Source organism: Spirillospora sp. NPDC049652, from assembly GCF_040675125.1.
GTDB lineage: Bacteria > Actinomycetota > Actinomycetes > Streptosporangiales > Streptosporangiaceae > Spirillospora.
In genome coordinates, this window is sequence record NZ_JBFAOF010000020.1 from 1 (window position 1) to 26,056 (window position 26,056).

Sequence of the window (26,056 nt, forward strand, 5' to 3'; positions counted from 1 at the left end):
GGCTTGGCGGCACGCCCGGGTGCGCACGGCGCGGGAGCCGCCGAGGGTGCGAGCAGCGTGGGGCGGGCGCGGGGACGGCGTCCGAACATCGTCTTCGTCCTCGCGGATGACCTGGACGCCGGGGACATGGGCAGATTCCCCAATCTCGCGAAGCTGGCCCGGGAGGGCCTGACGTTTCGGAACTTCATCGTCTCGGATTCCTGGTGCTGCCCGTCCAGGGCGACGATTCTCCGCTCGCAGTACGTGCACAGCCACGACGTCCGCAGCAACAATCCGCCGGACGGTGGGTTCGAGCGTTTCCATGCCAAGGGCGAAGACCGCCAAACCCTCGGCACGTGGATGCACGCGGCCGGTTACCGGACGTCGCTCATCGGCAAATACCTGAACGGCTACCCGGGGACCGCTCGTAAGGGCCTTGTGCCTCCTGGCTGGGACGACTGGCACGTCCCCACGCCTCACCACATGTACGAGCAGAGCGACTTCCGTCTCGTCGAGAACGGACGCGTCAACGCCTACCGGCATGGCCATCTGGACGACGTCCTCGCAGGCAAGGGCACGTCTTTCATTCGGACGGCACCGCGAGACAGGCCGTTCTTTCTTTATCTCGCCCCTGTCGCTCCGCATCTACCGGCCACATTCGCGCCACGCCATGCGTCGGCGTTCCCCGGAGCGAAGGCCCCTCGAACCCCGTCCTTCGACCGCCTCGGCAGCGGCCCTCTACCGCGATGGCTGAGCCAAAGGCGCGTATTGGACGAGGCCGCGATCCGTCGTGATGACCGCACCTACCGTGACCGCCTCCGTTCGATGCTGTCCGTGGACGACATGGTCGGCGCTCTGGAACGCACTCTCCGCGACACCGGGCACCTGAACGACACCTATCTGTTCTTCACCTCGGACAATGGCTTCCACTTGGGGCAGCATCGGCTTTGGCCGGGGAAGACGACGCCGTATGAGGAGGACATCCGGGTTCCGGCCATAGTGCGCGGCCCGGGAATTCGTCCGGGCACGAGCACGGACGCGCTCGCCGGAACGGTAGACCTCGCGCCGACCTTCACCGACCTCGCCGGGGCCGCCATGCCCTCGTGCGCGGAGGGACGTTCGCTGGCAACCTTTCTGGCGGGCCGCCATCCGGCCGACTGGCGAAAGGCGCTTCTGGTCGAGTTCTTCGCCGGACGCCCGACCACCCACCCCGAGGGGCCCGACTGCGACGCTTCGCCCACCCACGTACGGACCTGCCCGCTCCCGCCGTCCTACGCCGCACTGCGCACCGAGGGCGAGACATACGTCGAATACGCGACCGGAGAACGCCAACTCTTCGACCTCGCTGCTGACCCGCACGAGCTTCACAACGAAATCGCGGAAGCGCCGCCGGATCACGTTCGCCGACTGTCCTCCTGGCTGACGCGATTTCGCGAGTGCAAGGGGGGGACCTGCAGAATTGCGGATCGCGGGTGATGGGTGCCGCCGGTTATCCACAGTTCGGGTGCTGGTTGGAGAAGGGCGGTCGCGGTCGGCCAAGGTCGGAGTATGAGCAACGAAACGACCCGCCTGGTGATCCGGACTCCCGACGACGCCATTGCCGCCGTCCCGTTCCTGCTGGGCTTCCATCCGGTGGACAGCCTTGTCGTGCTCGGCTTCGACGGTCCTGAGAACACGTGCGCCGTCCGCGTCGACTTACCGCCCGACCCGTCCCGCGTCCCCGCGATGGCCGACCAGATCGCGACCGTGGTCGCACGCAACCACTTCCGCAGCGCGCTCATCGTCGGCTACGGCCCGTCCGCGCCCGTGACCGCCGCCGCGTCCGCCGTCTGGGAGGCCCTGGCGTCCGCCGGCGTCCGCATCGCGGAGGCCATGCGCGTCTCGGGCGGCCGCTGGTGGTCCCTCACCTGCCTGGATCAGTGCTGCCCGCCTGAGGGGCGTCCCTTCGACACGTCCACCACCGAACTCGCCGCGAACGCCGCCTACGCGGGCCACGCCGCTCTCCCGGACCGGGACGACCTGTGCCGGTCGGTAGCACCCCCGACCGGTAAGACCCAGGCGGCGGTGCGGCGGGCCACGCTCCAGGCCGAAGCCCGCGTCCACCGGTGGGCCACCGAGGAACCGACCTCCGAGGCCCTCACAGCCCGGAAGTGCAAGGAGGCCATCGACCTGCTGCATGCCCTCCGCGCCTCCGAAAGCCCGCCCACGACCGCCGACGCCGCCATGCTGACCGTCCTCATGACCGACCTCCGGGTCCGCGACGAGGTCTGGGTGCGCCTCACCCAGGACGACCCTCCACGAGATCTCGCCCTCTGGCGCGCCATCTTGAGCAGGACCGACCCGCGCCATGCCGCGGCCCCCGCGTCCCTCCTGGCCTTCCTCGCCTACACGACGGGCGACGGCGGCCTCGCCAACGTGGCCCTGGACCGGGCGGAAGAGGCCGACCCCGACTACTCCATGGCCGCCCTGATCCGCGCGATCATCGCCCTTGGCGTGCCGCCCAAGAAGGCCCGCCTGAAAATCACCCCCGAGGAACTGACCGCCCTCTACGACGCCCGCAAAATCCCGCTCCCGTCACCCGAGGAGTCCCCGCCGAAGCCGTCCCCGCCACCCCCGCCCTCATCCACTCCGTCCCCGTCCCCTTAATCTCCGGCCGTCCGTCCCCACCACTTCGAACTCGCCACCGCGGTGCTCCATCGGCCCCGGGACGGTTCAAGCTCACGCCGCCCGCCGCGAGATGTCCCACGACACGTCCAACGCCTTTGCTTGACATCCTCGGCGTCCCATATGACCAGGGCGAACATTGCCCCTCACCCATGGGCGGCTTGAAATCACCCTGGCCCGGCTCCGAACGGGCGAGGCATTCAGCGCCTGCAGTCCGGAGTTGGTCAGCACATTGCCATGGTCATTTTGATGACTGAAGATCTTATGGATGTCATCCCAGCTGTTGGAGTAGCCCATGGGTGTTACGTCATTGGTTCGGGTCCGCGGGTTCGTTCGGACTGCCGCGGCGACGGCGGTCGCGGCGTCGTTGCTGGCCGCGGCGTTCGAAGTCCCGGCCAGTTCGGCGCTGGCCGACCCTCCCAACGTGCCGGTGGCCATCGACCGAAGTGAGGTGGACAACTTCGCGAAGTTCACCGAAGACAACAACACCGAGATCTCCGCCCACGCGAAGGCTCTCATCGACGCCGCGCCGCGTGGCGCGCAGATCCGGCTCCCGCTGTACTACTTCTCCCAAAGCAAGATCGTCGACGCTCTCAAGAAGGCTCGGGCTCGTGGCGTCAAGGTGCGGATCGTCATCAACGGCAGCGAGATCGGCATGGAGCACTACGAGGCGCTGACGGCGGCGTTCGAGCCCCGTCCCGGCGCAGCGAAGATCAAGTTGGACGTGCGGACCTGCGGTGAGCGGGTGAAGGACGCCACGGGTGGTTTTCCCAAGCAGAGCGGTCGTTACATATCCGACCGGGGATGTGCCGCCAACCGCAAGGTCGGCTCGAACTACTCGCGTATGCACAACAAGTTCATGACGATCGACAAGGTCGAGGTCTCGGGGCGAGGCGTGGCCCGGAATGTCGTCTACGTGGCATCGGCCAATCTCCACGAGTGGACCTCGTACGAGAGTGTCATCACGGTGCAGGACGCCGGCCTGTACAGGTTCTACAGCAGGTACTTCGACGATATGTACCGTCTCGCCACGTCGCATCGGCGTCTCGACGACTACGGGTCGAGCCATGAGTACAAGCCGTCCGGCGGGAAGTACCAGGTCTACACGTTTCCGCGGAAGGAGGCCACCGGGAAGGCCTTCTCGAGCGCGTCCAACGATCCGGTCGTCGCCGATCTGAAGGCGGCGAAGTGCTCCACCAAGACCACCAACGACGTCATCAACGTGGCGAACGTCAGGATCGCCCGGATACCGGTCGCGGACGCACTGATCGCGGCGGGCAAACGCGGCTGCACGGTACGGGTGCTCACCGGCGACATCTCCTACACGGACGGAAGCAGCGAGCGGATCTATGAGGCGGTCAACAAGCTCGCGTACAGCTCGTACATCGATGGCGGCGTCAGGTTCTGCGGGCCGGTGAACAACATCGCGTGGATGCACGAGAAGTTCATGCAGATCGGGCAGGGCAGGTCGGCCGGCCTCTACGTCGGCAGCCACAACCTCACTCCTCAGGCGCTGCGCCAGCAGGACGAGAACATCCTCCGCCTGAGAAACCCTCGCCTGTACGCGGCGTACACCACGCGCTTCAACAAGCTCCACGACTACTGCGAGCAGTGGAAGCCGAAGGTGCCTCCGCCCTCCGGGTCGGGGGACGACGCGACCGAGGAGGTCGACTAACAGGATTGATCTGGACTGGACGATCACCCGCTCCGTAAGCCTTGTTGCACACGAGGGCGGCGCCACTCCGCGCCGCGATCGCTCCGGGGCAGGGCTCCTGCGCATCCCCCCGAGAACGCGGTCAGCCATACCCGGCTCCGCGCCAGGCGCCCGGCCGTACCCGGCTCCGCCGGCTCCGCGCCAGGCGCCCGGCCGCGACGCGACTGTCCCAGACTCCCTGGGGGGGGCGCAGTATCCATCCATCGCCGCGCGGGGTTTCGCAGCCACGGTCGCCAGGGCCTACGGACTGGGTGATGCCCAGGATCGTCCCGGTCGCGGGGACGTGACCGAGGTGGGGACGCCGCCTTCCGTCCGGGGCGGGGACGCCGCCCTCTGTCCGGGGCGGGGACGCCGCCCTCCGTCCGGGAGGCGCCGCCCTCTGTCCGGGGCGGAGACGCGTGGCGCAAGTGCCAGTGCGTTGTTCGTCCCGGTCGTGGATGCCGCGGCGGAAGCGTGCGCGGTGGTTGGTGCCGGGGCGACCGGCGGCGGACGGGGTTGGCGTTGTACGTCCGGCCGGCTTGGCGCTGTCACTGATGGCGCGGTGGCTGGGGCGTTTTTAAGGCGAGCGCGCTCGGACGGCGCTGTGAGCGGTTGTTCGACTTCGTCGTGGGTTCCGCGCTGACGGTCGCGCTGGTCTGGCTGATGCTGCTGTGTGGCGGTGCCGCTAAAGGGCGGTCCCGGCGCGCTGTTTTTCGGCGCTCGGAAACGTGGGTCGGGGTCTCAGGAGCTTGGTGCAGTGGTCCCGAGCTTTGGCTCAGCGGGGTCTGAGGGGGCCGGGCCGAGACGCGTTGGCCGCAGTTCGGGGCTTCTGGGGGTGATGTGACGGTCCGGAGGGGGCTTATCGGCGCGCGTTGAGGTTGGGGACTCGGGGGTCGGCGTTACTGAAGTGGCCGTAGGCGGCCACAACGCATCAAGGAAGGGGGGTGCCGCCTCCTTTAGACATCAGCGGATTCTTGCGGGAGGCAGACATGGTCGGGCGTGACGTTCGGTGCGGCGGTACGGGTTCCGCGATGGTGGGGAACCTGGCGCTGGACGTGGTCGCAGAGCCGAGCCGGGTGCCGTTGCGGGTCCTGCCTGGAGGCGAGGAGACCGCAGTGGGGGCGCGGCAGGTGGCGGCCCGGGCCGTTCACCTGCTGCTGGAGTCGCTGGCCGGGAAGGTGGTGCTCGGGCATCAGGGCGTGGCCGCGACGGGACCGGTCGCGGTGCCGCAGGTGCTGTCGTGCTGGGTTCAGCAGCCGAGCGAGCATGCCGCCGAGGGTGGAGCGGTCGTCCTCTTCAAGGGACGTGTCCACGCTCTCGCGCTCCGGCTGGAGCTCTGGCGCGGCCGATGGCGATGCACCCAACTCGAGACCACCGCGCTCGGCAACAAGGCAGCTAACGCAAGCTCGCCGACGTCAGAGAAGACACGCGCCCACACCAAGCCCAAGCTCTCTGCGACCGGGCGGTAGTGAAGGGGCGCGGTGACCAGACGGCGGGGACTGGGCTGGCCAGTGGGTTGTTTGGCCTCGTGCGCTTGGAAACGTTGGACGACGGGCTAGGGCCTGGCTCGAAGTGGCCTCAGCCCCGCGCGCGAACGCGTGACCTGCCCGGTGGAGCGAAGCCGGAGGCGAGCGGAAGCGGGCAGATCGCGGAGCGATGCCGCGTTCGCCAGGCCCGGTCACGTAGCGAGCCTTTGGGCGAGCGAAGTGGGCCGGGACTGCGATCAACACAGCCGGGACTGAAACAGGTTAAGGACGGCGGACGGCTTCGCCGGGGGTGCCGGGGTCGATGCGGCGGTCGCGGTTGCGTGCGTTCCACGCGCGCATGCGGGGCGGGTAGCCGACGATCTGGACGTCGTAGATGGGCATGCCGAGATCGCGGGCGACCCGGCCGATGACCTTGGGGGAGCCCACGCGGCGGCGGGTCCATTCGCCGTCGGTGGCCACGGCCACGGCGGTGGTGTCGGTCGCGAACGTCTCCGGCTCGACGTAGAACTCGACGCCCTGGCGCGAGCGGGCGAAGGCGATCAATGCCTCGATGTCGGCGTCGGTGGCCTCGCGGTCCAGCTTGGCGACCGTTGTTCCGCGGTTTTTACGGATTCCGAAACGGTCACGGAATCTCATGGGTTGTCCCGTCCGTTCTCTGGTGCTCGTCTTCTCGAGCGCCGGGGTGATTATGGCGTCAACGATCGCCGGGGCGACAACGGTTCCCCGACATTCGGCGCGTCCCGGGCAGGGGCCGTCGGGTGCGGCCTAGACTGACGGACTCCGACGATCAATGCAACGGGCACGCCGGGAGGCGTCATGATGGGTCAGCAGGCGTTGGTCCGACGGGGAGCGGCGGCGATGGCCGTCGCGGCGGCCTGCGGGTGGGCGAGTTCGGTCGCCCCGGGAATGGCGGCGGGACGAGTCGACCTGGCGGCGTCGCGGCCGGTCGCGAATCAGGTCCAGCTGATGAGCGCGCAGCGTGGGCCGGTGGCCGCGCCGCCCCGGAAGATCGACTGCCGCAAGGTGAAGTGCATCGCGCTCACGTTCGACGACGGGCCGGTCTCGGGGACCGGCAAGCTCTTGAAGATCCTGGCCGCGCGCCACGTGCGGGCGACGTTCTTCCTGGTCGGGCAGAACGCCAAGGCGCATCCGGACATGGTGCGCAAGGAACTCGCCGCCGGGCACGAGGTCGGCAACCACAGCTACACGCACGCCGACCTCTCGCGCCTGTCCAGCACGCGGATCAAGAGCGAGATCACCAAGACGCAGAAGGCGATCCACGCGGCGAGCGGGTTCACGCCGAAGCTGATGCGTCCGCCGTACGGGGCGACCAACTCGCGGGTGGCCACGGTCACCAAGCGGCTCGGGATGCCCCAGATCATCTGGGCGGTCGACCCCCTCGACTGGCGCGACCGCAACAGCAAGACCGTCGAGAACCGGGTCGTGGGCCACGCGCGGCCGGGATACATCGTGCTCATGCACGACATCCACCCGACCACGGTCAACGCCGTCCCGAAGATCCTCAGCAGGCTGGCCGCGAAGGGATACGTCTTCGTCACGGTCTCCGAGCTGTTCGCCAACCACCTCACCCCCGGGAAGAAGTACTCCAAGCGTTAGCCGGACGGCGCGGTGAGGCCCCTCCGGGCCGCTGCGCCGGCCGCCCGCGTCCCCCGCGCGGCCTGGGACGGGTTGCGGACGTAGCCCGTCCCTCGCCAGTGGCGAAGCACATCGAACCCCCCACTCAAAGCATTGGTTCGGGGACGTTGGCCAGGTGGGCGGCCCGGTGCAGGGGCCTCACGGTGGCGGCGCTCAGTGAGGGATAAACCCTGCGTTGTTCACCGCGTGGTGATGTCCGGTTCCGGACGGAAGCGGCGGTCCTCAGCTCGTACCTCGGGCTGAGGACCGCCGCTCTTGTTTGCGGGTGGATGAGTGGGTGGGTGGGAAGACGGAGTCGGTTCGGCGGACGGATAATCCGTGCGCTGATGCGCTTCACCCGCGCCGGTTTCTCATGTCGAAGTTCTGCTCGGTCGCGTTGACCAGCGCCTTGGTCAGGCCGACGGATTTCCCGCTCGACGTGAGTGACTAGGGCGGCGGCTTGTTCGCGCGGCTCGGAAGCTGAGAGCGCGCTTTTCGGGAACCGGATATCGCTTTACTCCGAAAGCTGCTCTCCCTTTTTAGGAGTAGGCCATGCAGGTCGGCGTCCGGCAGCCGACAGAGAGTCGTTGTCCTGGACGGCGCGGAAGGCGTCCACGACACGGCGTCGGCGGCCTGGAAAGAGCCGCGAGACCTCCGGTCGGACGCGGCGGTGACGGCCGGGCGGGGGAGGGGTGGTGGTCCGGAGGAGGGGGCCTTCTCAGGGGTGGGTCAGGGACTTCCCTGATGGCGGTTGACCGGACGGGAGGCGCAGGATGGGGACATGGACAGCGGGTATGCGGATCTGAGGGTTTCGAACGCGGAGCGAGAGCAGGTCGTCGAGCGGCTCCAGGAGGCCTACGCCGAGGGGCGGCTCGACCACGATGAGTTCGACATGCGGACCCATCTGGCCATGACGGCGAAGACCCGGCGGGACCTGGACACGGTCCTGCTCGACCTTCACCCCGTGCCGAAGGCGGGACATGCGCCGGCGTCGGCCGCGGGCCCGTCCACGTCCGAGGAGCGGATGCTCGCGGCGGTCGCGCACGGCCTGGGGTACTTCACCCTGTTCCTCGGCCCGATGATCATGATGCTGACGGCGGGGAAGCGGTCGCGGTACGTGCGGGAGCACGCGGTGGAGGCGGTGAACTTCCAGTTGACGGTCCTGCTGGTGACGATCGTGACCTTCGGGATCGGCGGCCTTCTCTACGCGGTGACGTGGATCGTCGCGGCGGTCGCGGCGCTGTTCGCGCTCACCGGCCAGCCGTTCCGCACCCCGTTCATCCTGCGCCTCGTCAAGTAGAGCGCGCCGTCGCCGAACGACGGGCCGCGCCACGCCTGGATGCGGGCCGCCCACACCCTCCCCGTCCTTCATGCCCCACGCCCACGTCCCTCGCCGCCCCGACCGCCCGCGCCCCGAACTCGGGGGTCGTCCGGGTGGTCGTTGGCCTGTCCCGGCCACGAGTGGAACGATCGTCCACGACGGGTGAGAGGGTCGTGTCGCCGGTGCCGCCGCCTGCGGGAACGCGGGCTGCCGGGTGTCCGGAACGGGTGGTTTATTCCCGTCCGGGCCTGTGACTACCCTCTCGCCAAAATTGTGTGGCACATACATGGGATGATCTGTTTACTGTGTGCGGGAGGGGCAGATGACGGAGCTTGCGGTCAACGACGATCATCGGCGCGCGGTCGAGGCGCTGCGTCGGTCCTACGACGCGATCCCCAAGGGGACGCCCATCAGGCTGGCGAAGAAGACCTCGAACCTGTTCCGCTGGCGGGACCCGGCGGCGGGCCCCGGCCTCGACGTGTCGGGCTTCGACAAGGTGCTGAGCGTCGACCCGGAGAACCGGACGGCGCAGGTCCAGGGCATGACCACCTACGAGGACCTGGTGGACGCGACCCTGCCGCACGGCCTGATGCCCACGGTCGTCCCGCAGCTCAAGACGATCACGCTCGGCGGCGCGGTGACCGGGCTCGGCATCGAGTCGACCTCGTTCCGGCTGGGACTGCCGCACGAGGCCGTCCGGGAGCTGGAGATCCTCACCGGTGGCGGCGAGATCGTCACCGCGACCCGCGACAACGAGCACTCGGAGCTGTTCTACGGCTTCCCCAACTCCTACGGGACGCTCGGCTACTCGCTCCGCATCGAGATCGACCTCATCCCGGTGAAGCCGTACGTCCGGCTGCGGCACCTGCGGTTCGACACCGCCGAGGAGCTCGCCCGCGTGATGGCGGAGATCACCGACTCGGGCGAGTACGAGGGCGAGACCGTCGACTTCATGGACGGCACCGTCTTCTCGGGGGCCGAGCAGTACATCACGCTCGGCTTCTTCTCCGACGAGGCCCCCTACGTCTCGGACTACACCGGGCAGCGGATCTACTACCGGAGCATCCAGGAGCGGTCGGTCGACTTCCTGACGGTCCGCGACTACATCTGGCGCTGGGACACCGACTGGTTCTGGTGCTCGGGCGCGTTCGGCGTGCAGAACCCCACCGTCCGGCGGCTGTGGCCGGACAAGTACAAGCGGTCGGACGTGTACCGCAAGCTCGTCGCCTACGACCGCCGCTACCAGTTCGTCGCGCGCGTCGACCGGTGGAGCGGCAAGCGGCCGCGCGAGGACGTCATCCAGGACATCGAGGTGCCGGTCGAGAACCTCCCGGCGTTCCTCGACTTCTTCCACGCGAAGATCGGGATGAAGCCGGTGTGGCTGTGCCCGCTCAAGGCCCGCGAGAACTGGCCGCTGTACCCGCTGGAGGCGGGCCGCGGCTACGTCAACGCCGGGTTCTGGGGGACGGTCCGGATTCCGCCCGGCCAGATCCCGGAGTACCACAACCGGCTGATCGAGCGCGAGGTGGCGGGGCTTGACGGACACAAGTCCCTCTATTCGACGGCTTTTTACAGCCGGGACGAGTTCTGGAAGCACTACGACGGGCAGACCTACCGGCGGTTGAAGGGGACCTACGACCCGGACGCCAGGCTGCTGGATCTCTACGACAAGTGCGTGCGCGGACGCTGATCGTCCGCGGTATCGGGGGGAGGCCCCGCGCCCGGGGCCGGTGGTGAGTGACGCCGTCGTCCCGCCGGGCGGGGCGAACAGACAGGAGGGATCACAAATGACGCTGGCCAGGGTCTTCGAAAACCTCATCGGGCCTGACGCGCCAGTGGAGTTCGTCGCCTACGACGGGTCGCGCGCGGGACGCCCCGGATCCGACATCCGGATCGAGGTGACCTCGCCATACGCGCTGTCGCACATGCTGCACGCGCCGGGGTCGCTGGGGCTCGCTCGCGCTTACATCAGCGGCCATCTCGACGTGCACGGGGACATGTACGAGACGCTGTCGACGCTGCAGCGCGTCCTGGGCGACATCACCGCCCGGGACAAGGTGACGCTGCTGCGCGAGGTGCTGCGGGATCCGCTGCTCCGCGCCGCCGTGTCGCGGCGTCTCGACCCGCCGCCGCAGGAGGCGCCGTTCAGCCGTGTGCCCTCGTGGCTGCGGCACTCCAAGAAGCGGGACGCCAAGGCCATCTCGCACCACTACGACGTGTCCAACACGTTCTACGAATGGGTGCTCGGGCCGTCCATGGCGTACACGTGCGCGTGTTACCCGACGGAGACGGCGACGCTCGAGGAGGCGCAGTTCCACAAGCACGACCTGGTCGCCAAGAAGCTCGGCCTGAAGCCCGGCATGCGGTTGCTGGACGTGGGCTGCGGCTGGGGCGGCATGGTCATGCACGCGGCCAAGGAGTACGGCGTCAAGGCGCTCGGCGTCACGCTGTCCAAGGAGCAGGCGGAGTGGGCGCAGAAGGCGATCGCCGAGCGCGGCCTGTCCGACCTGGCCGAGGTCCGGCACCTGGACTACCGCGACGTGACCGAGACCGGGTTCGACGCGGTGAGCTCCATCGGCCTGACCGAGCACATCGGCAAGGACAACCTGCCGTCGTACTTCGGGTTCCTCTACTCCAAGCTCAAGCCGTACGGCCGGATGCTGAACCACACCATCACGCGGCCGGACAACATGGCGCCCACGATGAAGCAGGACGGGTTCATCAACCGCTACGTCTTCCCGGACGGTGAGCTGGAGGGTCCCGGCTACATCCAGCAGCAGATGAACGACGCGGGCTTCGAGATCCGGCACCAGGAGAACCTGCGCGAGCACTACGCGCGGACCCTCACGGGCTGGTGCCGCAACCTCGACGAGCACTGGGACGAGGCCGTCGCCGAGGTCGGCGAGGGCACGGCCCGGGTGTGGCGCGTCTACATGGCGGGCTGCGTCGTCGGTTTCGAGCAGAACTGGATCCAGCTGCACCAGACGCTCGGCGTCAAGCTGGACGAGGCCGGCGCGGCGCACATGCCGCTGCGTCCCGACTGGGGTTCCTGACCGGTCCGGGTGCCCGAGGCCCGGAGCGGGCACCTGACGTGAGGTTGTGATGGATCGAAGCCCGGCGCGCGGGTCGAACGCGCGCCGGGCTTCGTCCTGTCGCGGGAGTGGTTCGGACGGGGGAGCCGACGAGAGCGCCTACGTGAAGCGGAGGGTGGACGCGATGGCGTCGGCCTCGCTCGGCAGGCGGCCGGCGCGGGCGGTGACGGTGACGACGCAGAGCCGGTCGGAGCCGATGACCTCGTACTGGCGGCCCTGCAGGTCGCCGGTGGCGGTGCGCAGCCGGTAGTCGGCGCGGACGCCCTGCTGCCCGGCCATCGGCATGTCGGTGGTGGTCACGTCGGTCGCGCCGCCGCGGGTGAGGGCGGTCTTGATGGCGGACTTGAGGGCCTCCGGGGTGATCCCGCCGGTGCTCTGGCACAGCCCGTTGACGTTGGTGGCGTAGCCGTCGGTGGCCGACTTGGAGTCGATCGCGTAGATGGCGTGGCGCGCCTGGAGGCCGGCGAGGCCCTGCTTGAGGGTGGCCTGGTCGGCGTCCTTGAGGCCGAGCCGGGCGAGCCCGTCCTCCAGGTCGCCGGAGGTGAGCGAGATGGGCGTCCATTCCGGCGGGACGGCCAGGGCGAGTTGGTTCTCCGGGCCGCCGATGGTCTTCCAGCCGGCCGGGGTCGGGGCCGTCGCGGGGGCGGGTGACGAGGAGCCGGGCGAGGAGGAGTCGGACGGGAGGCCGGAGGCGGACGGGCTGGAGGGCGCGGGCGAGGCGGAGGGTGGCGGGGCCGGGTCCGAGCGGGAGTCGGCCGCCGTGTCGCCGAGGCAGCCGGTCAGGGTCAGGGCCGCTGTCAGGGCGACGGCGGCGGATGCGAACGCGCGGCGTGCCATCTGCAAGGTCCTCTCGCCGAAATGGGGTGCTATGTCCAGACGTGATCCTCGCGTGCGCGGTTCGGGCCGCCAACCGTGGCCTGTACCACAACGGCGCAACGGAGGGACCGAAATCAATAACCTCCAGTCAACAGAGCCCGCTCGTGATATTTAAAAGGTGTGGACTACGACTACGTCATCGTCGGCGCGGGATCCGCCGGAGCCGCCCTGGCCGCCCGCCTGTCCGAGAATTCCTCGGTCCAGGTCGCGCTGCTGGAGGCCGGAGGCACGGACCGGAAGCAGGAGGTCCACATCCCCGCCGCCTTCACCAGGCTCTTCAAGACCCCGCTGGACTGGGATTTTCGGACGGCCCGGCAACGAGAACTGGACGGCCGGGAGATCTACTGGCCGCGCGGCCGGATGCTCGGCGGCTCGTCCTCGATGAACGCCATGATGTGGGTGCGCGGCACCCGCGCCGACTACGACGGCTGGGACGTGCCGGGCTGGACCTATGACGACGTCCTGCCGTACTTCCGCCGCGCCGAGGGCAGGGTCGGCAGCAACGAGGGCGGGGTGTACGGGACGGACGGCCCGCTCACGGTCTCCGAATTACGCGACCCCAACGTCACGACCCTCGCCTTCCTGCGAAGCTGCGAGGCGGCCGGGCTGACCCGGCTCACCGAGCTCAACGGCCCGGAGTACGAGGGCTACTCGATCGTCCCGGTGAGCCAGCGCCGGGGCCGCCGCTGGTCGACCGCCGACGCGTACCTGCGGCCGGCCCGGTGGCGCCGGAACCTGCACGTCATGACGCACGCGCACGTCAGGCGCGTGCTGATCGAGGACGGCCGGGCCGTCGGGGTGGCGCTGGTCAACGGGGTGCGGGTGACCGCCCGGCGGGAGGTCGTGCTCAGCGCGGGCGCGGTCGGCTCGCCGCACCTGCTGCTGCTCTCCGGCGTCGGCGACCCCGACCACCTGCGCGAACACGGCATCGAGCCGGTCGCCGAGCGGCCCGCGGTGGGCCGCCACCTCCAGGACCATCTGGCGATCATGCTGCTGCGGCACTGCCCCGAACCGGTCACGCTGGTCGGCGCGGGCGGCCGCGCCGACGTCGCGCGCTACCTGCTGCTGCGGCGCGGGCCGTTCACCTCGAACGTGGGGGAGGGCGTGGTGTACGCCCGCAGCGGCCCGGCGCAGCCCGCGCCCGACCTGGAGCTGGTGTTCGGGCCCGTCCCGCTCATCGGCGCGGGGCTGGTCGAGCCGACCGAGCACGGCGTGACGCTGGGGACCGTCCTGCTGCGGCCCGAGTCGTCCGGCCGGGTCTCGCTGGCCTCGGACGACCCGTCCGACGCGCCGCTGATCGACCCGGCGTACCTGTCCGCGCCCGGCGACCTGCCGCGCCTGGTCCAGGGCCTGCGGATGGCGGAGAAGCTGCTCGACACCCCGCCCTTGTCGCGGTACGCGACGCGTCCGATGGCTCCGCTCCGGGACGGCGACGACGACGCGGCGCTGGAGGCGTACGTCCGGGCGCACGCCGAGACGCTGTTCCACCCGACCGGCACCTGCCGGATGGGCGCCGACGAGGACTCCGTCGTGGATCCCGAGCTGCGCGTCCGCGGTGTCGAGGGGCTGCGGGTGGCGGACGCGTCGGTCTTTCCGGAGATCATCCGGGGGCACACCCACGCGCCGGCCGTGATGGTCGGCGAGTACGCCGCCGACCTCATCCGCCGGGCGTAAGCGAAGGGCGGGGCCGCGCGGCCCCGCCCTCCCGGAACCCGCGGTCTACAGCTTGGACCAGGCCTCCGTCAGGACGGCCCGCAGGATCTGCTCCATCTCGTCGAACTGGGCCTGGTCGCTGATCAGCGGCGGCGCGAGCTGGACGACCGGGTCGCCGCGGTCGTCGGCGCGGCAGTACAGGCCGTTCTCGAACAGGGCCTTGTCGAGGAAGCCGCGCAGCAGCCGCTCGGCCTCGTCGCCGTCGAAGGTCTCCCGGGTGGCCTTGTCCTTGACCAGCTCGATCCCGTAGAAGTAGCCGTCGCCGCGGACGTCGCCGACGATCGGCAGGTCGAGCAGCTTCTCCAGGGTGGCCCGGAACGCGGCCTCGTTGCGGGAGACGTGGCCGAGCAGGTCCTCGCGCTCGAACAGGTCGAGGTTGGCGAGCGCGACGGCCGACGACACCGGGTGGCCGCCGAAGGTGTAGCCGTGCGCGAACATGTTCGTCCCCCGGGCGAACGGCTCGTACAGGCGATCCGACACGAGCATGCCGCCGAGCGGGGAGTAGCCGGAGGTCAGGCCCTTGGCGAAGGTGACGATGTCCGGCACGAAGCCGAACTTCTGCGAGCCGAACATGGTGCCGAGCCGTCCGAACGCGCAGATCACCTCGTCCGACACGAGCAGCACGTCGTGCTTGTCGCAGATCTCGCGGACGCGCTGGAAGTAGCCGGGCGGCGGCGGGAAGCAGCCTCCGGCGTTCTGCACCGGCTCCAGGAAGACGGCGGCGACGGTGTCGGGGCCCTCGAACTCGATGGCCTCCTCGATCCGGTCGGCGGCCCACCGGCCGAACGCCTCGGGGTCGTCCGCGTGCGCGGACGCGCGGTAGATGTTGGTGTTCGGCACCCGGAACCCGGACGGCACGAGCGGCTCGTAGGGGGCCTTGATGCCGGGCAGGCCGGTCAGCGACAGCGCGCCGTGCGGGGTGCCGTGGTAAGCGACGGCGCGGCTGATCACCTTGTGCTTGCCGGGCTTGCCGACCAGCTTGAAGTAGTGCTTGGCGAGCTTCCAGGCGCTCTCCACCGCCTCGCCGCCGCCGGTGGTGAAGAAGACGCGGTTGAGGTCGCCGGGCGCGAGGTCGGCGAGGCGCGCGGCGAGCTCGACGGCCTTCGGGTGGGCGTAGGACCAGATGGGGAAGTACGCCAGCTCGGCGGCCTGCTTGGCGGCGGCCTGGGCGAGCTCCTCGCGGCCGTGCCCGGCCTGGACGGTGAACAGCCCGGCCAGGCCGTCCAGGTAGCGGCGGCCGCGGTCGTCGAAGACGTACGCGCCCTCGCCTCGGACGATCATCGGGACCTCGGCCCCGTCCGCCACCGGGGCGTGCCGGGCGAAGTGCATCCACAGGTGGTCGCGGGCGGCCGACTGAAGCGACTCGGACGGGTGTGTCATCACTCTTCCTCGCAAAGCCGAAGATCCTCGCTCTCTGCGAGTGATCCAGTTGTCTCGATGCTAACCATGTGCGGATTCCGATGTAAACACGTGCTGCGAAAACGAGATCCGTACATCTCGTGAGTCTTCTCACGGTTCGGTAGGCTCCCGTGCCAAGCGAGCGCTTCGGAGGTTCCCATGGCGGACGGCCGGTCGGCGGGCGTGGTCGAGGCGAACGGCCTGGAGTTCGGCTACCTGACGGCGGGGCCCGCGTCCGGGCCGCTCGCCCTCTGCCTGCACGGTTTCCCCGACTCCGCGCACACCTGGCGGCACCTCGTGCCCGCGTTGGCCGCCGCCGGATACCGCGCGGTCGCGCCGTTCATGCGCGGGTACGCGCCGACCGCCCTCCCGGAGGACGGCGTGTACCAACTGGGCGCGCTCGCCGCCGACGCCAACGCGCTGCACGAGGTGTTCGGCGGCGAGGACGACGCCGTCCTGATCGGGCATGACTGGGGCGCGATGGCCGCCTACGCCGCGACGGCCTCCGCCCCGGACCGCTGGCGGCGCGTCGTCACGCTGGCCGTCCCGCCGATGGGTGCGATGCTCCAGGCGTTCTTCGCCTACGAGCAGCTCAAGCGGTCGTTCTACATCTTCCTCATGCAGACGCCGCTGGCCGCGATGGCGATGACCGACGACTTCGTCGCCGGACTCTGGGCCGACTGGTCGCCCGGCTATGCCGGGGACGAGGATGCCGCGCGCTTCATGCGGTGCATGGCGACCCCGGCCCACATGGAAGCCGCGATCGGCTACTACCGCGCGATGCTCGACTCGTCCGGTCACCAGCCGCGCTACGCCGCCGAGCAGGACGCGGCGTCGCGCCCGGGGAAGCGCCCGACGCTGTACCTGCACGGGGCGGCGGACGGATGCCTGGGCGTGGACGCCGTGTTCGGCGACCGCGCCGCGCTCCTGGCGCAGCTCCCGCCGGGGTCGAGCGCCGAGGTCGTCCCGGACGCCGGGCACTTCCTTCACCTGGAGCGTCCGGACGAGGTGAACCGCCGCGTCCTCGACTGGATCGCCGTCCGCTGAGCGCGATGGTTGACACAAGCGCTTGCTTTGTCACCATGGGGGGAACGCGCGGGAGGCGGTGACCATGGTCAGCCCGGACGACGTCCACCCGGCCGGCGACGGCCCAGCGAACATCAACCCAGCGACGGAATCCAACTGGGCGAGTACCGGCCCTCGGGGCGGTGATGCGAGGAGTGTGCGTCCGGAGGACGTGGGCCTGGCGGGACTCAGCCTCGGGGAGATGCCCTTCTGGGCGCGGCCCCTGGAGGAGCGCGCGGCCGCGTTCGCCGCGCTCCGGCGGCTGGACCGGCCGGTCCTGTTCCCCGAGGGGGAGATGCCCGGCATGGAGGCGTTCGGCTTCCAGCGCGGCGACGGCCACTACGCCCTGGTCCGGCACGCGGACGTGATGGAGGCGAGCCGCCGCCCGGAGGTGTTCTGCTCCTCCCGGGGGACGATCGCCGGGACGCTCGACCCGCCGCCGGAGTTCATGGAGTACTTCGGCTCCATGATCACCATGGACGACCCGCGGCACGCCCGGCTGCGCCGGATCGTCTCGCGCGCCTTCACCGCCCGGGTCGTCGCGCGCATCGGTGACGCGATCGACGCCGCGGCCGTCCGCATCATCGAGGACTTCCGGGCCAAGGGCGGCGGCGACTTCGTCACCGAGGTCGCCGGACGGCTGCCACTGAAGATCATCTGCGACCTGATGGGCGTCCCGCCGGACCGGCACGACCGCGTCTTCGAGCTGTCCAACCTGATCATCGGCTCGTTGGACCCGGAGTACATCCCCGACCTCGCCGAGGTCGGGCCGAGCGTGATCGCGGCGGGCGAGGAGCTGCGCCAGATGGTCTACGACCTGGCCGCCGAGCGCGCCGAGAACCCCCAGGACGACCTGACCTCCGTGCTCATCCAGGCGAACGTCGAGGGCGAGTCGCTCACCGACAAGGAGATCGGCTCGTTCTTCATCCTGCTGATCGTCGCGGGCAACGAGACGACCCGGAACGCGATCGCGCACGGCCTCGACCTGCTCACCCGGCACCCGGACCAGCGGGAGCTCTGGACGTCGGACTTCGAACGGCACGCCCCGACGGCCGTCGAGGAGATCGTCCGGTACGCGAGCCCGGTGTCGTTCATGCGCCGGACGGTCACGCGCGACTACGACCTGGGCGGACAGCACTTCAAGGACGGCGACAAGGTCCTGATGTACTACTGCTCGGCCAACCGCGACGAGAGCGTCTTCGACGACCCCGACACGTTCGACATCACCCGCGCCCCGAACCCGCACCTGGGGTTCGGCGCGCCGGGCCCGCACTTCTGCCTCGGCGCGCACCTGGCCCGGCAGGAGATCACCGTGATGTTCCGCGAGCTGTTCCGGCGGGTGCCCGGCATCCGGGCCACCGCACAGCCCGAGCGACTGTCGTCCAACTTCATCAACGGCATCAAACACCTGGAGTGCGCGTTTTGACCGTCCTCAAGTGGGGAGGTCTGTGCGACCGCGCCGCGCTCTGAGGGGGTTTCCGTAGTTCCGCTATGGTCGATTCGATGATGCACGAAACGCAGCAGCGCCCCGCCGGAACCGACGGCCAGGCGGCCCGCGCGCAGGAGGTCCGCGCCCGCGTCGTCGAGGCCGCGACCGGCCTGTTCACCACCGTCGGCTACGGCTCCGCCGACCTGGCCGTGATCGCGGCCGGGGCCGGGGTGAGCGAGCAGGCCGTCCAGGAGGCGTTCGGGACGAAGCAGGCCGTCCTCGCGGCGGCGCTCGACCTCGCCGTCGCCGGGGACCCCCTGCCCGTCCCGGCACTGGAGCGCGAGTGGGCGCTGGAGGCGCTCGCCGACCCCCACCCCCGCGGGCCGATCCACCGCCAGGTAGCCGGAGTCGGCGACATGTACCTGCGGGCCGCGCCGCTGCTCGAAGTGGTCCGGGCCGCCGCGTCCACCGATCCCGACGTGGGCGAACTGTGGGAGACCAACGGGCGGCAGCGGCTGACCGTCCAGCTCGCCTTCGCCTGCGCCCTGGCCGGGAAGACGCCGCTGCGCGAGGAGCTCACCCCGGAGACGGCGGCCGACGTCGCCCACGCGATCCTGTCGCCCGAGACCTACCACCTGCTGGTCGGCGAGCGGAAGTGGACGCACGAGGCGTGGCAGGCGTGGGCCGTCGCCGACCTGACGTTCATGCTCATCGGCCTCTGACCGGCTCCGGCGCGCACCGGCGGGCGGGCGTCACCAGGGGAAGGGCTCGGTCCCCTGGAAGAAGCCGCCGGTCGGGCCGTCGCCCGGCAGCAGCGCGAGCGGCACGACGTACCCCGCGCCCTGCTCGACCGTCTGGAAGCCGGTGTGCGCGTTCAGGTCGGTGGCCGTGTAGCCCGGGGTCGCCGCGTTCACCTTGATCCCGGTACCGTCCAGCTCCTTCGCGTACGCCAGGGTGATGCCGTTCAGGGCGGTCTTGGACGAGTTGTAGGCCAGCAGGTTGAAGGCGTAGTAGGCGCTGTCCGGATCGCTGAGCAGGGCCATCGAGCCCAGCTCGCTCGACACGTTCACGACGCGCGCGGCGTCGGCGCGGCGCAGCAGCGGCAGCATCGCGTTCGTGACGGCCACGACGCCGAACACGTTGGTCTCGTAGGTCGCGCGCAACGCCGCGACGGACAGCTCGCTCGGCGCGACGCTCGCCTCCGGCGGGGCGATCCCGGCGTTGTTGACGAGGACGTCGAGCCGCCCGAACTCGTCCTCTATCCACCGCGCGGCGGCCTGGACGGTCTCGTCGTCGGTCACGTCCAGCCGGACGAACGGGGCGTCGAGGCCCTCGCCGGCAAGTTCCGCCGCGGCCTTCTCTCCGCGCTCCGGCGACCGCGCCCCGACGAGGACGGTCATCCCCTCACGGCCCAGCATCCGCGCCGTCTCGAACCCGATTCCCTTGTTGGCCCCCGTGATGAGGGCGATGCGCTTCTCGCTCATGCCGTCCACTCTGGTCGCGGCCCTCCCGGCAGGTGGAGAGACCGCACAAAGCTGGGATCAGCGGTACCACCCACGACCTGCGAAACCCACCGAGAATGGACGGGTGGAGAAGGCCGAGCTCGCACAGTTCCTACGCACCCGCCGCGCCCGGATCAGCCCGGAGGACGTCGGGCTGCCGTCCGGCACGCGCCGCCGCACGCCCGGCCTGCGCCGCGAGGAGGTCGCGCGGCTCGCGGACATGTCGGTGGACTACTACATCCGGCTGGAGCAGGCGCGCGGGCCCAACCCGTCCCGGCAGATCCTCGCGGCGCTGGCCCGCGCCCTCCGGCTGAGCGAGGACGAGCGCACGCACCTGTTCCATCTGGCGGGCGAGGCCCCGGCCCCTCCGCAGGGGCCGCCGCAGGACGTCCCGCCCGGCATCGTCCACCTGCTGGAACGCCTGGACGACACGCCCGCCTACGTGCTGGACGCCGCCTACAACGTCCTCGCCTGGAACGCGATGGCCGCCGCGCTCGTCACCGACTTCTCCGCGCTGCCGCCCCGCGACCGCAACCCGCTGCGCTGGTTCTTCCTGGTCAGGGAGTCCGAGCAGCTCACCGAGGGCGACGAGTACTACCGGTTCGCCCAGGCCTCGGTCGCCGACCTCCGCGCCGCCCGCGGCCGCTACCCGAACGACCCGGGCATCAAAGCGCTTCTTCAAGAGCTGACGGAAGGCAGTGCGCTGTTCCGCCGCGTGTGGGCTGAACACGATGTGGAGATCCGGCGGAACACGAAGAAGACGATGGTGCATCCGGTCGTCGGGTCCATGGAGTTGCACTGCGACGTACTGGTCGTCCCGGAGAAGGACCAGAAGGTCATCCTCTATACGGCGACCCCGGGCACCCAGTCGCACGAGTCGTTGAAGTTGCTGCGCGTCATCGGTACTCAGAAACTCGGGGCGGAGTCGTCTCAACTGCCGTGACCGGTTTCCCGTCCGTTCCCATCGCGGGAGGGACGGACGCGGACAGCGTCGCCCACACGATCTTGACGCCGTCCACGATGAAGCGGTGGCCGTACCCCGTGGCGAGCGCGCGCACCATGAACAGGCCGCGCCCCGACTCGGCGAGGAGATCGAGCTCCTGACCGGGGGCGGGCCAGCGCGGCTCGCGCGGCGAGTGGTCGTGCACCTCGATGATGACGTGCGGCCATTCGAGGACCAGGCGCATCCCGAACAGCGATCCCGGAGCCTGGACGGCCGCCACGTTCGCGACGAACTCGCCCACGATCGTCTCGGCGTCGTCCCGCAGCCGGGCCAGCCCCCAGCTCTCCAGGGTCTGCCTGGTCAGCAGCCGTGCCGTGTCGGACGCGTCCGCGTTGACGAACAACGCCCGCCGGAACATCGCCCGCCCGTCCCTCACCTGGTCGACCACCCTCGCCACCCGCCTTCCGGAAACCTGTGCCGTCAAACACAGAGTTCTCCTGACGGACGGTGATGTCGCAGGTACGGTCTGGATTCGAAACCCCCGGGAACTGGGAGGACGTGACATGGCCGCCAACCCCTCGCCCAATCCGAAGACCAACATGTGGAACTTCATCGCGTGGTACCTGAGGATCTGGCGCATCGCGCACGGCATGACCGGCGAGGAACTCGGCCGGATCATGAAGGGCAGCAAGGCGACGGTTTCTCGGATCGAGAACGGTCACGAGCGCCTGAGCGGAACCCAGGCCCAGCTCATCGACAAGGCGGCGCACACCGGAGGGCTGTTCACGCTGCTCGTCTGGTACGCGTCCATCGGCCACGACCCGCAGTGGTTCGCCCAGTATGTCGAGCTGGAGCAGAAATCCAGCATCGTCCGGTCCTACGGCGCGCTCGTCGTCAATGGCCTGCTCCAGACGGAGGACTACGCACGCGCGTTGGCCACGGCTGGCATTGACCCCGAGCCGGAGCAGGTGGTCATCGACCGGATGCAGCGGCAGGGCGTTCTTGAGCGTAAGGGAGCCCCGCATCTGACGGCGATCCTTACTCAGAACGCCCTCGAATGGCCGGTCGGAGGACCCGATGTGCTGCGTGCCCAGCTCGCGCACCTCCTGAAGATGGCGGAACTCCAGAACGTGGTGATCCGCGTGGTGCCCCGCGTGGTCGGGGCGTTCGCCGGGCTGGCGGGTTCCTTCCAACTGCTCACAGGAACCGACTTCGGAGAAGTTGCCTATACGGACGCTCCTGGGACCGGACGTCTGGTGTCTTCCCCCGAGGACGTGATGAGCTATGTGGTGAGGTACGAGCGCATCAGCGCCGTCGCTCTCGCCGAGGGCCCGTCGCTGGAGCTCATCCGTCGGATCATGGAGGCGATCAGTGGCTAACGTCTGGCGCAAATCGAGCTACAGCGGCACTGAGCAGAGCGAGTGCGTTGAACTCGCTGATCTGGTCGATGTCGTGGGTCTTCGTGACAGCAAGGCTCCGGAAATGGGACACCTCACTCTGTCCCGCTCGGCGCTTGCCGAACTTCTTGGGAGCCTGGGCAAGTCGCCCCATGAATGAGCGGCCCTGGCGTAAGGCGAGCTACAGCGGCACCGAGCAGGGCGACTGCGTCGAGCTGGCTGATCTGACCAGTGGTGTTGGCCTTCGCGACAGCAAAGCCCCCGAAGCGGGTTACCTCAGCCTGCCGAAGTCTGCGCTCGCCGAACTCTTCATGCGCGTCACGGAGGTGACCGATGACTGAGAAGGTCGCGTGGCGTAAGTCCAAGGCCAGCGGTCCCGAACAGGGGGACTGCGTCGAACTCGCCGATCTGGTCGGTGTCGTCGGCATCCGTGACAGCAAGGCTGCCGAAAGGGGGCACCTGGTCCTCTCGCGTTCCGCGCTTGCTGACCTGCTCCGCCGAGTAGGAGGGGCTGTCGGATGACTGACGAAGCTCCCTGGCGCAAGTCGAGCCACAGCGGCACGGAGCAGAGCACCTGTGTCGAGCTGGCCAATCTGAGCAGCGCCATTGGTGTCCGCGACAGCAAGTTTCCGGAGCAGGGGCATCTGGTCCTGTCTCGGTCCGTGCTTGCTGACCTTCTCCGAGAAGTAGGAGGACAGTCGGATGAATGACCAGGCTCGTTGGCGTAAGTCGAGTTACAGCTGGACCGAGCAGGGCGAGTGCGTGGAACTGGCCCCCGTGTTCGGTGCGGTCGGGGTTCGTGACAGCAAGGATCCCGGTGCGGGGCATCTGATGGTGTCGCGGGTCTGGCTTGCCGAGTTGTTCGAGCGGATCCGGCCGGTGGACATCGGCTGAGTGGTACGGCCGTCAAGGAGTGCGTCCCTGTGGGGGCGCACTCCTTTGGTGTTAGTGACCGGGCGGGGCATGTCAGGTCCCCAGGCGGGCGTTCTACGATCATGAGTGATGTAGGGCGAAAGGTCGGGGTGTGGCGTGATGCCCGAGAGCGTGGACGACGTGGTCGTGGAGTACGAGACCGCTGGGCGCGTTCCGCTGCTGATCATCTCCGGCGTGTTCGCCCTCGGCGGGATCGCGGCTGCCTGCGTCGTCGTCTTCGGGATCGGCTGGAGCGACTACCTCGACTGGGCGACCGGGCCGCGGCCGTCCAGATACACCGAGGTCCCCGGTGAGCGGCACACCGCTTACGCGTGGCTGCTGGCCTTCTGCCTCCTCATGGGCGTGCTCGGCGTGGCCGGGCTGCTCCTCTTCAGGTTCCCGGCAGCGCGCACGCGGGTGGACGCGGCCGGGCTGCACACGTACAACCTCGGGCGGGAGCGCACGTTCGCCTGGTCGGAGATCAACGACATCACCATGAAGAAGACTTCGGAGCGCGGCCGGAAGGTCTACCGGCTCAGGGCCCGACTGACATCGGGCAAGAGCGTCCTGCTGCCTGGCCTGACCAGCGACGATCTGACCGAGAGCCCGAGCCCCGAGGACGAGCTGCGCCGGATCAGGGACGACCTCCGGCGACACGTCCAGCGGGGCTGACGGGCCGGGCCGTCCGGCGTCCTCCCGCGATCAGCCGAGGATGAGGGGGAGCCTGGCCGGGAAGCCGGCCAGCGCGGTCCTCTCCGCGTCGGTCGGGGTGCGGCGGCCGGTGCCGACGAGCAGGGCGTCCTTGTCGGAGAGGGACGCGGGGAAAGGCGCTCCGGCGACGCGTTCTAGGAGGGCGCGGGCGGCGGCCATCGGCTCGGACGGGGGTTCGGCGGCGTCCGGGAAGTCCGCGATCAGGTCCAGGTGGTGCAGCGTCCACTCCAGGACGTAGGCCGACAGGTAGTCGGCGACGGTCAGCACCTTGTCCTGCGTGCTGACGCGGGCGGACGGGTCGGCGAGGGTGGCGGCGCGTCCGGCGGCGCCGCCGACGTCGTCCAGGTGGAACTTGAGCCAGCGCGGTTCGCCGTACGCGGCGGCGAGGCGGGGGATCAGCGCGTCGAGAGGGTCGTCGCCGGTCGGGGGTTCGTCCTGGAGGTCCCAGTACGTCGCCGCGTCGGCGGTCGGCTCGGTGGCGGCGGGCGTGACCAGCGTGATCAGGACGTCCTGCGCGTCGATGACCAGGTGGCAGGCCAGGTCGCGGACCGACCATCCGGCGCATCCGGACGGACGCTCGAAGTGCTCGTCGGGGGTCTCGGCGACCGCTGCCAGCAATGCCGTCCAGGCACGCGAGAAGTGATCCATCCGCCGCACGCTAGCCCCGCCCGGCGGCGCCGACAAGCACGGGTCAGGCGGTCAGCCCCAGGGAGGCGACGAGCGCGCGCATCTCGTCGTGGTGGACGGTCGCCGGGTCGTGGATCAGCGGCCGGAGGTGGCCGTAGATCTCCAGGGACACCAGGCCGTGCATGCGGCCCCAGACGCGCAGGGTGAGCGCGAGCGCTTCCGGTGGCAGGTCGGGGAAGTCCTCGCGGACGTGGGCGACGAGGCCGGGGTCGAAGTCGTCCCAGGCGTAGGCGCGGCCGTCCTTCTGGAGGGGCGCGGCGGTCGGCCAGGCGGCGGCGACGAGGTCGGTCAACGCCGTGCAGGCGCGCAGTTCGGCGGCCTTGCCTGGGCTGTCGGCGGGCTCCTGGTAGCCCGGGACGGGATCGCCGTAGATCAGGCGGAAGCCCGGCGGGTTGGCGATCGCCCACTCGCGCATGGCCTGCGCCCACGCCAGGATCCGGCCGCCCGGATCGGACTCCGGGACGGCGTCGCGGGCGGCCTCGGCGGCCAGCACGAGCGCCGAGTAGACATCCCCGATCAGCGTCGTGACCAGGTCGTCGCGGGTGCGGAAGTAGCTGTAGATCGCGCCCGCCGTCATGCCCATCTCGCGGGCGATGGCGCGCAGCGAGATGGCGTCCGGACCGCCCTCGGCCATGAGCTTGAGCGCGACCTCCTTGATCTCGTCGGTGGTCTGCGCCCGCAGCCGGGCGCGGCGGTTCGTCGGCGTGGTCGGCTCGTCGCTCACCCTTGACACTCTACAGCGTTGGGCTACTGTACGCCGTGCCGCTTTCTGAACGGCGTGTAGTAAATCAACGGCATGTAGGGTGACGAGTGGAACAGCATCGACTACGCCTGGGGCTGCTGGCGTTGACGCAGCTCATCGTGGCTTTGGACTACAACATCGTGTACGTCGCGCTGCCCGACATCGGCAGCGCGCTCGGCTTCGGGCCGTCGTCCGTGCAGTGGGTGGTGAGCGCCTACGCGGTCGGGCTCGGCGGCCTGCTGCTCTTCGGCGGGCGGGCCGTGGACCGCCTCGGACCACGCCGCATGTTCATGACCGGCCTGGCGCTGTACGGCGTGGCGTCGCTCGCGGGCGGGCTGGCCACCGAGGCGGGAATGCTCATCGCGGCCCGCGCCGTCCAGGGGGTCGGCGGAGCGCTGCTGACCCCGGCGACGCTCACGCTCATCTACCGGGGCTTCGCCGAGGGACCCGAGCGGAACCGGGCGCTCGGCGCGTGGGGCATGGCGGGCTGCGCGGGCCTCGCCGCCGGGTCGCTGCTCGGCGGCGTGCTCACCAACTACCTGGGCTGGGAGTGGGTGTTCTATGTGAACGTCCCGCTGGCGCTCGGCTGCGCCCTGGCCGCGCCGCGGCTGCTGCCCGCCGACCCCGCCCGCACGCCCGGTTCGTTCGACGTGCCGGGTGCGCTGCTCGCGACCGCGGGCTCGGCGCTGCTGGTGTTCGGGCTGGCCAGCGGCTCGGGCGCCGGATGGGTCTCGGTGCGCGGCCTCGGCGCGCTGGCGGCCGGCGCCGTCCTGCTCGCGGTGCTGCTGGTCGTGGAGTCGCGCACCCGCG

28 protein-coding genes are annotated in these 26,056 nt (G+C 69.9%); 21 read left to right on the plus strand and 7 right to left on the minus strand.

Translation table 11 applies throughout. The features are described 5' to 3' along the window. The 4 genes from AB0J52_RS03050 to AB0J52_RS03065 form a co-directional block, all read left to right on the plus strand. Nucleotides 1–1,455, plus strand: a 1,455-nt coding sequence (locus tag AB0J52_RS03050) for a sulfatase family protein (protein WP_500179879.1), incomplete at its 5' end; no start/stop codon positions are given. Nucleotides 1,456–1,527: 72 nt separating this feature from the next. Continuing rightward, nucleotides 1,528–2,625, plus strand: coding sequence for a DUF4192 domain-containing protein (locus AB0J52_RS03055; protein WP_500179880.1), 1,098 nt, complete (start codon nt 1,528–1,530; stop codon nt 2,623–2,625). Nucleotides 2,626–2,938: 313 nt separating this feature from the next. Continuing rightward, entirely contained in the window at nt 2,939–4,318 is a 1,380-nt protein-coding gene (locus tag AB0J52_RS03060) for a phospholipase D-like domain-containing protein (RefSeq protein ID WP_500179881.1), read from the plus strand. A 1,049-nt stretch (nt 4,319–5,367) separates the two neighbouring features. After that, nucleotides 5,368–5,805, plus strand: coding sequence for an Rv3235 family protein (locus AB0J52_RS03065; protein WP_500179882.1), 438 nt, complete (start codon nt 5,368–5,370; stop codon nt 5,803–5,805). Nucleotides 5,806–6,084: 279 nt separating this feature from the next. On the opposite strand, the gene AB0J52_RS03070 is transcribed toward AB0J52_RS03065, so the two are convergent. Then, nucleotides 6,085–6,459, minus strand: coding sequence for a hypothetical protein (locus AB0J52_RS03070; protein WP_500179883.1), 375 nt, complete (start codon nt 6,457–6,459; stop codon nt 6,085–6,087). 330 nt (nt 6,460–6,789) lie between these two features. On the opposite strand from AB0J52_RS03070, the gene AB0J52_RS03075 reads away from it, so the two are divergent. The 4 genes from AB0J52_RS03075 to AB0J52_RS03090 all read left to right on the plus strand — a co-directional run bounded on the left by AB0J52_RS03075 (nt 6,790) and on the right by AB0J52_RS03090 (nt 11,832). Further along, nucleotides 6,790–7,440, plus strand: a complete 651-nt coding sequence (locus AB0J52_RS03075; RefSeq protein WP_500179884.1) for a polysaccharide deacetylase family protein — start codon at nt 6,790–6,792, stop codon at nt 7,438–7,440. Nucleotides 7,441–8,239: 799 nt separating this feature from the next. Then, entirely contained in the window at nt 8,240–8,758 is a 519-nt protein-coding gene (locus tag AB0J52_RS03080) for a DUF1707 and DUF4870 domain-containing protein (RefSeq protein WP_500179885.1), read from the plus strand. A 343-nt stretch (nt 8,759–9,101) separates the two neighbouring features. Next, nucleotides 9,102–10,469, plus strand: coding sequence for an FAD-binding oxidoreductase (locus AB0J52_RS03085; RefSeq protein WP_500179886.1), 1,368 nt, complete (start codon nt 9,102–9,104; stop codon nt 10,467–10,469). A gap of 97 nt (nt 10,470–10,566) precedes the next feature. After that, nucleotides 10,567–11,832, plus strand: a complete 1,266-nt coding sequence (locus AB0J52_RS03090; RefSeq protein ID WP_500179887.1) for a class I SAM-dependent methyltransferase — start codon at nt 10,567–10,569, stop codon at nt 11,830–11,832. Nucleotides 11,833–11,970: 138 nt separating this feature from the next. Here AB0J52_RS03090 and AB0J52_RS03095 read toward each other — a convergent pair whose 3' ends face one another. Continuing rightward, on the minus strand, nt 11,971–12,708 hold the full coding sequence (locus AB0J52_RS03095; protein WP_500179888.1) for a hypothetical protein: 738 nt from the start codon (nt 12,706–12,708) through the stop codon (nt 11,971–11,973). A gap of 159 nt (nt 12,709–12,867) precedes the next feature. Between AB0J52_RS03095 and AB0J52_RS03100 the strand changes: the two genes are divergently transcribed. Continuing rightward, on the plus strand, nt 12,868–14,421 hold the full coding sequence (locus AB0J52_RS03100; RefSeq protein ID WP_500179889.1) for a GMC family oxidoreductase: 1,554 nt from the start codon (nt 12,868–12,870) through the stop codon (nt 14,419–14,421). Between the two features lie 45 nt (nt 14,422–14,466). Here AB0J52_RS03100 and AB0J52_RS03105 read toward each other — a convergent pair whose 3' ends face one another. After that, on the minus strand, nt 14,467–15,840 hold the full coding sequence (locus AB0J52_RS03105; protein ID WP_500179890.1) for an aspartate aminotransferase family protein: 1,374 nt from the start codon (nt 15,838–15,840) through the stop codon (nt 14,467–14,469). A 177-nt stretch (nt 15,841–16,017) separates the two neighbouring features. Between AB0J52_RS03105 and AB0J52_RS03110 the strand changes: the two genes are divergently transcribed. The 3 genes from AB0J52_RS03110 to AB0J52_RS03120 all read left to right on the plus strand — a co-directional run bounded on the left by AB0J52_RS03110 (nt 16,018) and on the right by AB0J52_RS03120 (nt 19,074). Next, complete coding sequence (locus AB0J52_RS03110) at nt 16,018–16,905, plus strand: alpha/beta fold hydrolase (RefSeq protein WP_500179891.1); 888 nt, start codon at nt 16,018–16,020, stop codon at nt 16,903–16,905. Between the two features lie 220 nt (nt 16,906–17,125). Beyond that, nucleotides 17,126–18,349, plus strand: coding sequence for a cytochrome P450 (locus AB0J52_RS03115; protein WP_500179892.1), 1,224 nt, complete (start codon nt 17,126–17,128; stop codon nt 18,347–18,349). Nucleotides 18,350–18,426: 77 nt separating this feature from the next. Further along, nucleotides 18,427–19,074, plus strand: coding sequence for a TetR/AcrR family transcriptional regulator (locus AB0J52_RS03120; RefSeq protein ID WP_500179893.1), 648 nt, complete (start codon nt 18,427–18,429; stop codon nt 19,072–19,074). A gap of 30 nt (nt 19,075–19,104) precedes the next feature. On the opposite strand, the gene AB0J52_RS03125 is transcribed toward AB0J52_RS03120, so the two are convergent. Then, the gene (locus tag AB0J52_RS03125; RefSeq protein WP_500179894.1) at nt 19,105–19,836 is read right to left on the minus strand and encodes an SDR family oxidoreductase; all 732 of its coding nucleotides are present in this window, start codon (nt 19,834–19,836) and stop codon (nt 19,105–19,107) included. A gap of 103 nt (nt 19,837–19,939) precedes the next feature. Between AB0J52_RS03125 and AB0J52_RS03130 the strand changes: the two genes are divergently transcribed. Then, nucleotides 19,940–20,797 (plus strand): helix-turn-helix transcriptional regulator, encoded by an 858-nt coding sequence (locus AB0J52_RS03130; protein ID WP_500179895.1) that lies wholly within the window; start codon nt 19,940–19,942, stop codon nt 20,795–20,797. Here AB0J52_RS03130 and AB0J52_RS03135 read toward each other — a convergent pair. Beyond that, nucleotides 20,751–21,245 carry an ATP-binding protein gene (locus AB0J52_RS03135; protein ID WP_500179896.1) on the minus strand — a complete coding sequence of 165 codons (495 nt, stop codon included), beginning with the start codon at nt 21,243–21,245 and terminating at the stop codon, nt 20,751–20,753. The two genes, AB0J52_RS03130 and AB0J52_RS03135, sit on opposite strands and share 47 nt — an antisense overlap. A 115-nt stretch (nt 21,246–21,360) precedes the next feature. Here AB0J52_RS03135 and AB0J52_RS03140 point away from each other — a divergent pair, with 115 nt between their 5' ends. The 7 genes from AB0J52_RS03140 (at nt 21,361) to AB0J52_RS03170 (ending at nt 23,778) form a co-directional block, all read left to right on the plus strand. Then, nucleotides 21,361–22,176 (plus strand): helix-turn-helix domain-containing protein, encoded by an 816-nt coding sequence (locus AB0J52_RS03140; protein WP_500179897.1) that lies wholly within the window; start codon nt 21,361–21,363, stop codon nt 22,174–22,176. Next, on the plus strand, nt 22,169–22,354 hold the full coding sequence (locus tag AB0J52_RS03145; RefSeq protein WP_500179898.1) for a DUF397 domain-containing protein: 186 nt from the start codon (nt 22,169–22,171) through the stop codon (nt 22,352–22,354). Before AB0J52_RS03140 ends, AB0J52_RS03145 begins: the two co-directional genes overlap by 8 nt. Continuing rightward, on the plus strand, nt 22,347–22,535 hold the full coding sequence (locus AB0J52_RS03150; RefSeq protein WP_500179899.1) for a DUF397 domain-containing protein: 189 nt from the start codon (nt 22,347–22,349) through the stop codon (nt 22,533–22,535). The genes AB0J52_RS03145 and AB0J52_RS03150 overlap by 8 nt, the downstream gene beginning before the upstream one ends. Then, nucleotides 22,528–22,716 (plus strand): DUF397 domain-containing protein, encoded by a 189-nt coding sequence (locus AB0J52_RS03155; RefSeq protein WP_500179900.1) that lies wholly within the window; start codon nt 22,528–22,530, stop codon nt 22,714–22,716. The genes AB0J52_RS03150 and AB0J52_RS03155 overlap by 8 nt, the downstream gene beginning before the upstream one ends. Then, a complete protein-coding gene (locus tag AB0J52_RS03160; RefSeq protein ID WP_500179901.1) occupies nt 22,713–22,904 on the plus strand; it encodes a DUF397 domain-containing protein in 192 nt (63 codons plus the stop codon). Before AB0J52_RS03155 ends, AB0J52_RS03160 begins: the two co-directional genes overlap by 4 nt. Continuing rightward, on the plus strand, nt 22,897–23,088 hold the full coding sequence (locus tag AB0J52_RS03165) for a DUF397 domain-containing protein (protein WP_500179902.1): 192 nt from the start codon (nt 22,897–22,899) through the stop codon (nt 23,086–23,088). The genes AB0J52_RS03160 and AB0J52_RS03165 overlap by 8 nt, the downstream gene beginning before the upstream one ends. Nucleotides 23,089–23,226: 138 nt before the next feature. After that, a complete protein-coding gene (locus AB0J52_RS03170) occupies nt 23,227–23,778 on the plus strand; it encodes a PH domain-containing protein (protein WP_500179903.1) in 552 nt (183 codons plus the stop codon). Between the two features lie 30 nt (nt 23,779–23,808). Here AB0J52_RS03170 and AB0J52_RS03175 read toward each other — a convergent pair whose 3' ends face one another. Then, nucleotides 23,809–24,465, minus strand: a complete 657-nt coding sequence (locus tag AB0J52_RS03175) for a maleylpyruvate isomerase N-terminal domain-containing protein (protein WP_500179904.1) — start codon at nt 24,463–24,465, stop codon at nt 23,809–23,811. A 43-nt stretch (nt 24,466–24,508) separates the two neighbouring features. Beyond that, nucleotides 24,509–25,228 (minus strand): TetR/AcrR family transcriptional regulator, encoded by a 720-nt coding sequence (locus tag AB0J52_RS03180; RefSeq protein WP_500179905.1) that lies wholly within the window; start codon nt 25,226–25,228, stop codon nt 24,509–24,511. A gap of 86 nt (nt 25,229–25,314) precedes the next feature. Between AB0J52_RS03180 and AB0J52_RS03185 the strand changes: the two genes are divergently transcribed. Beyond that, nucleotides 25,315–26,056, plus strand: a 742-nt coding sequence (locus AB0J52_RS03185; protein ID WP_500179906.1) for an MFS transporter, incomplete at its 3' end; no start/stop codon positions are given.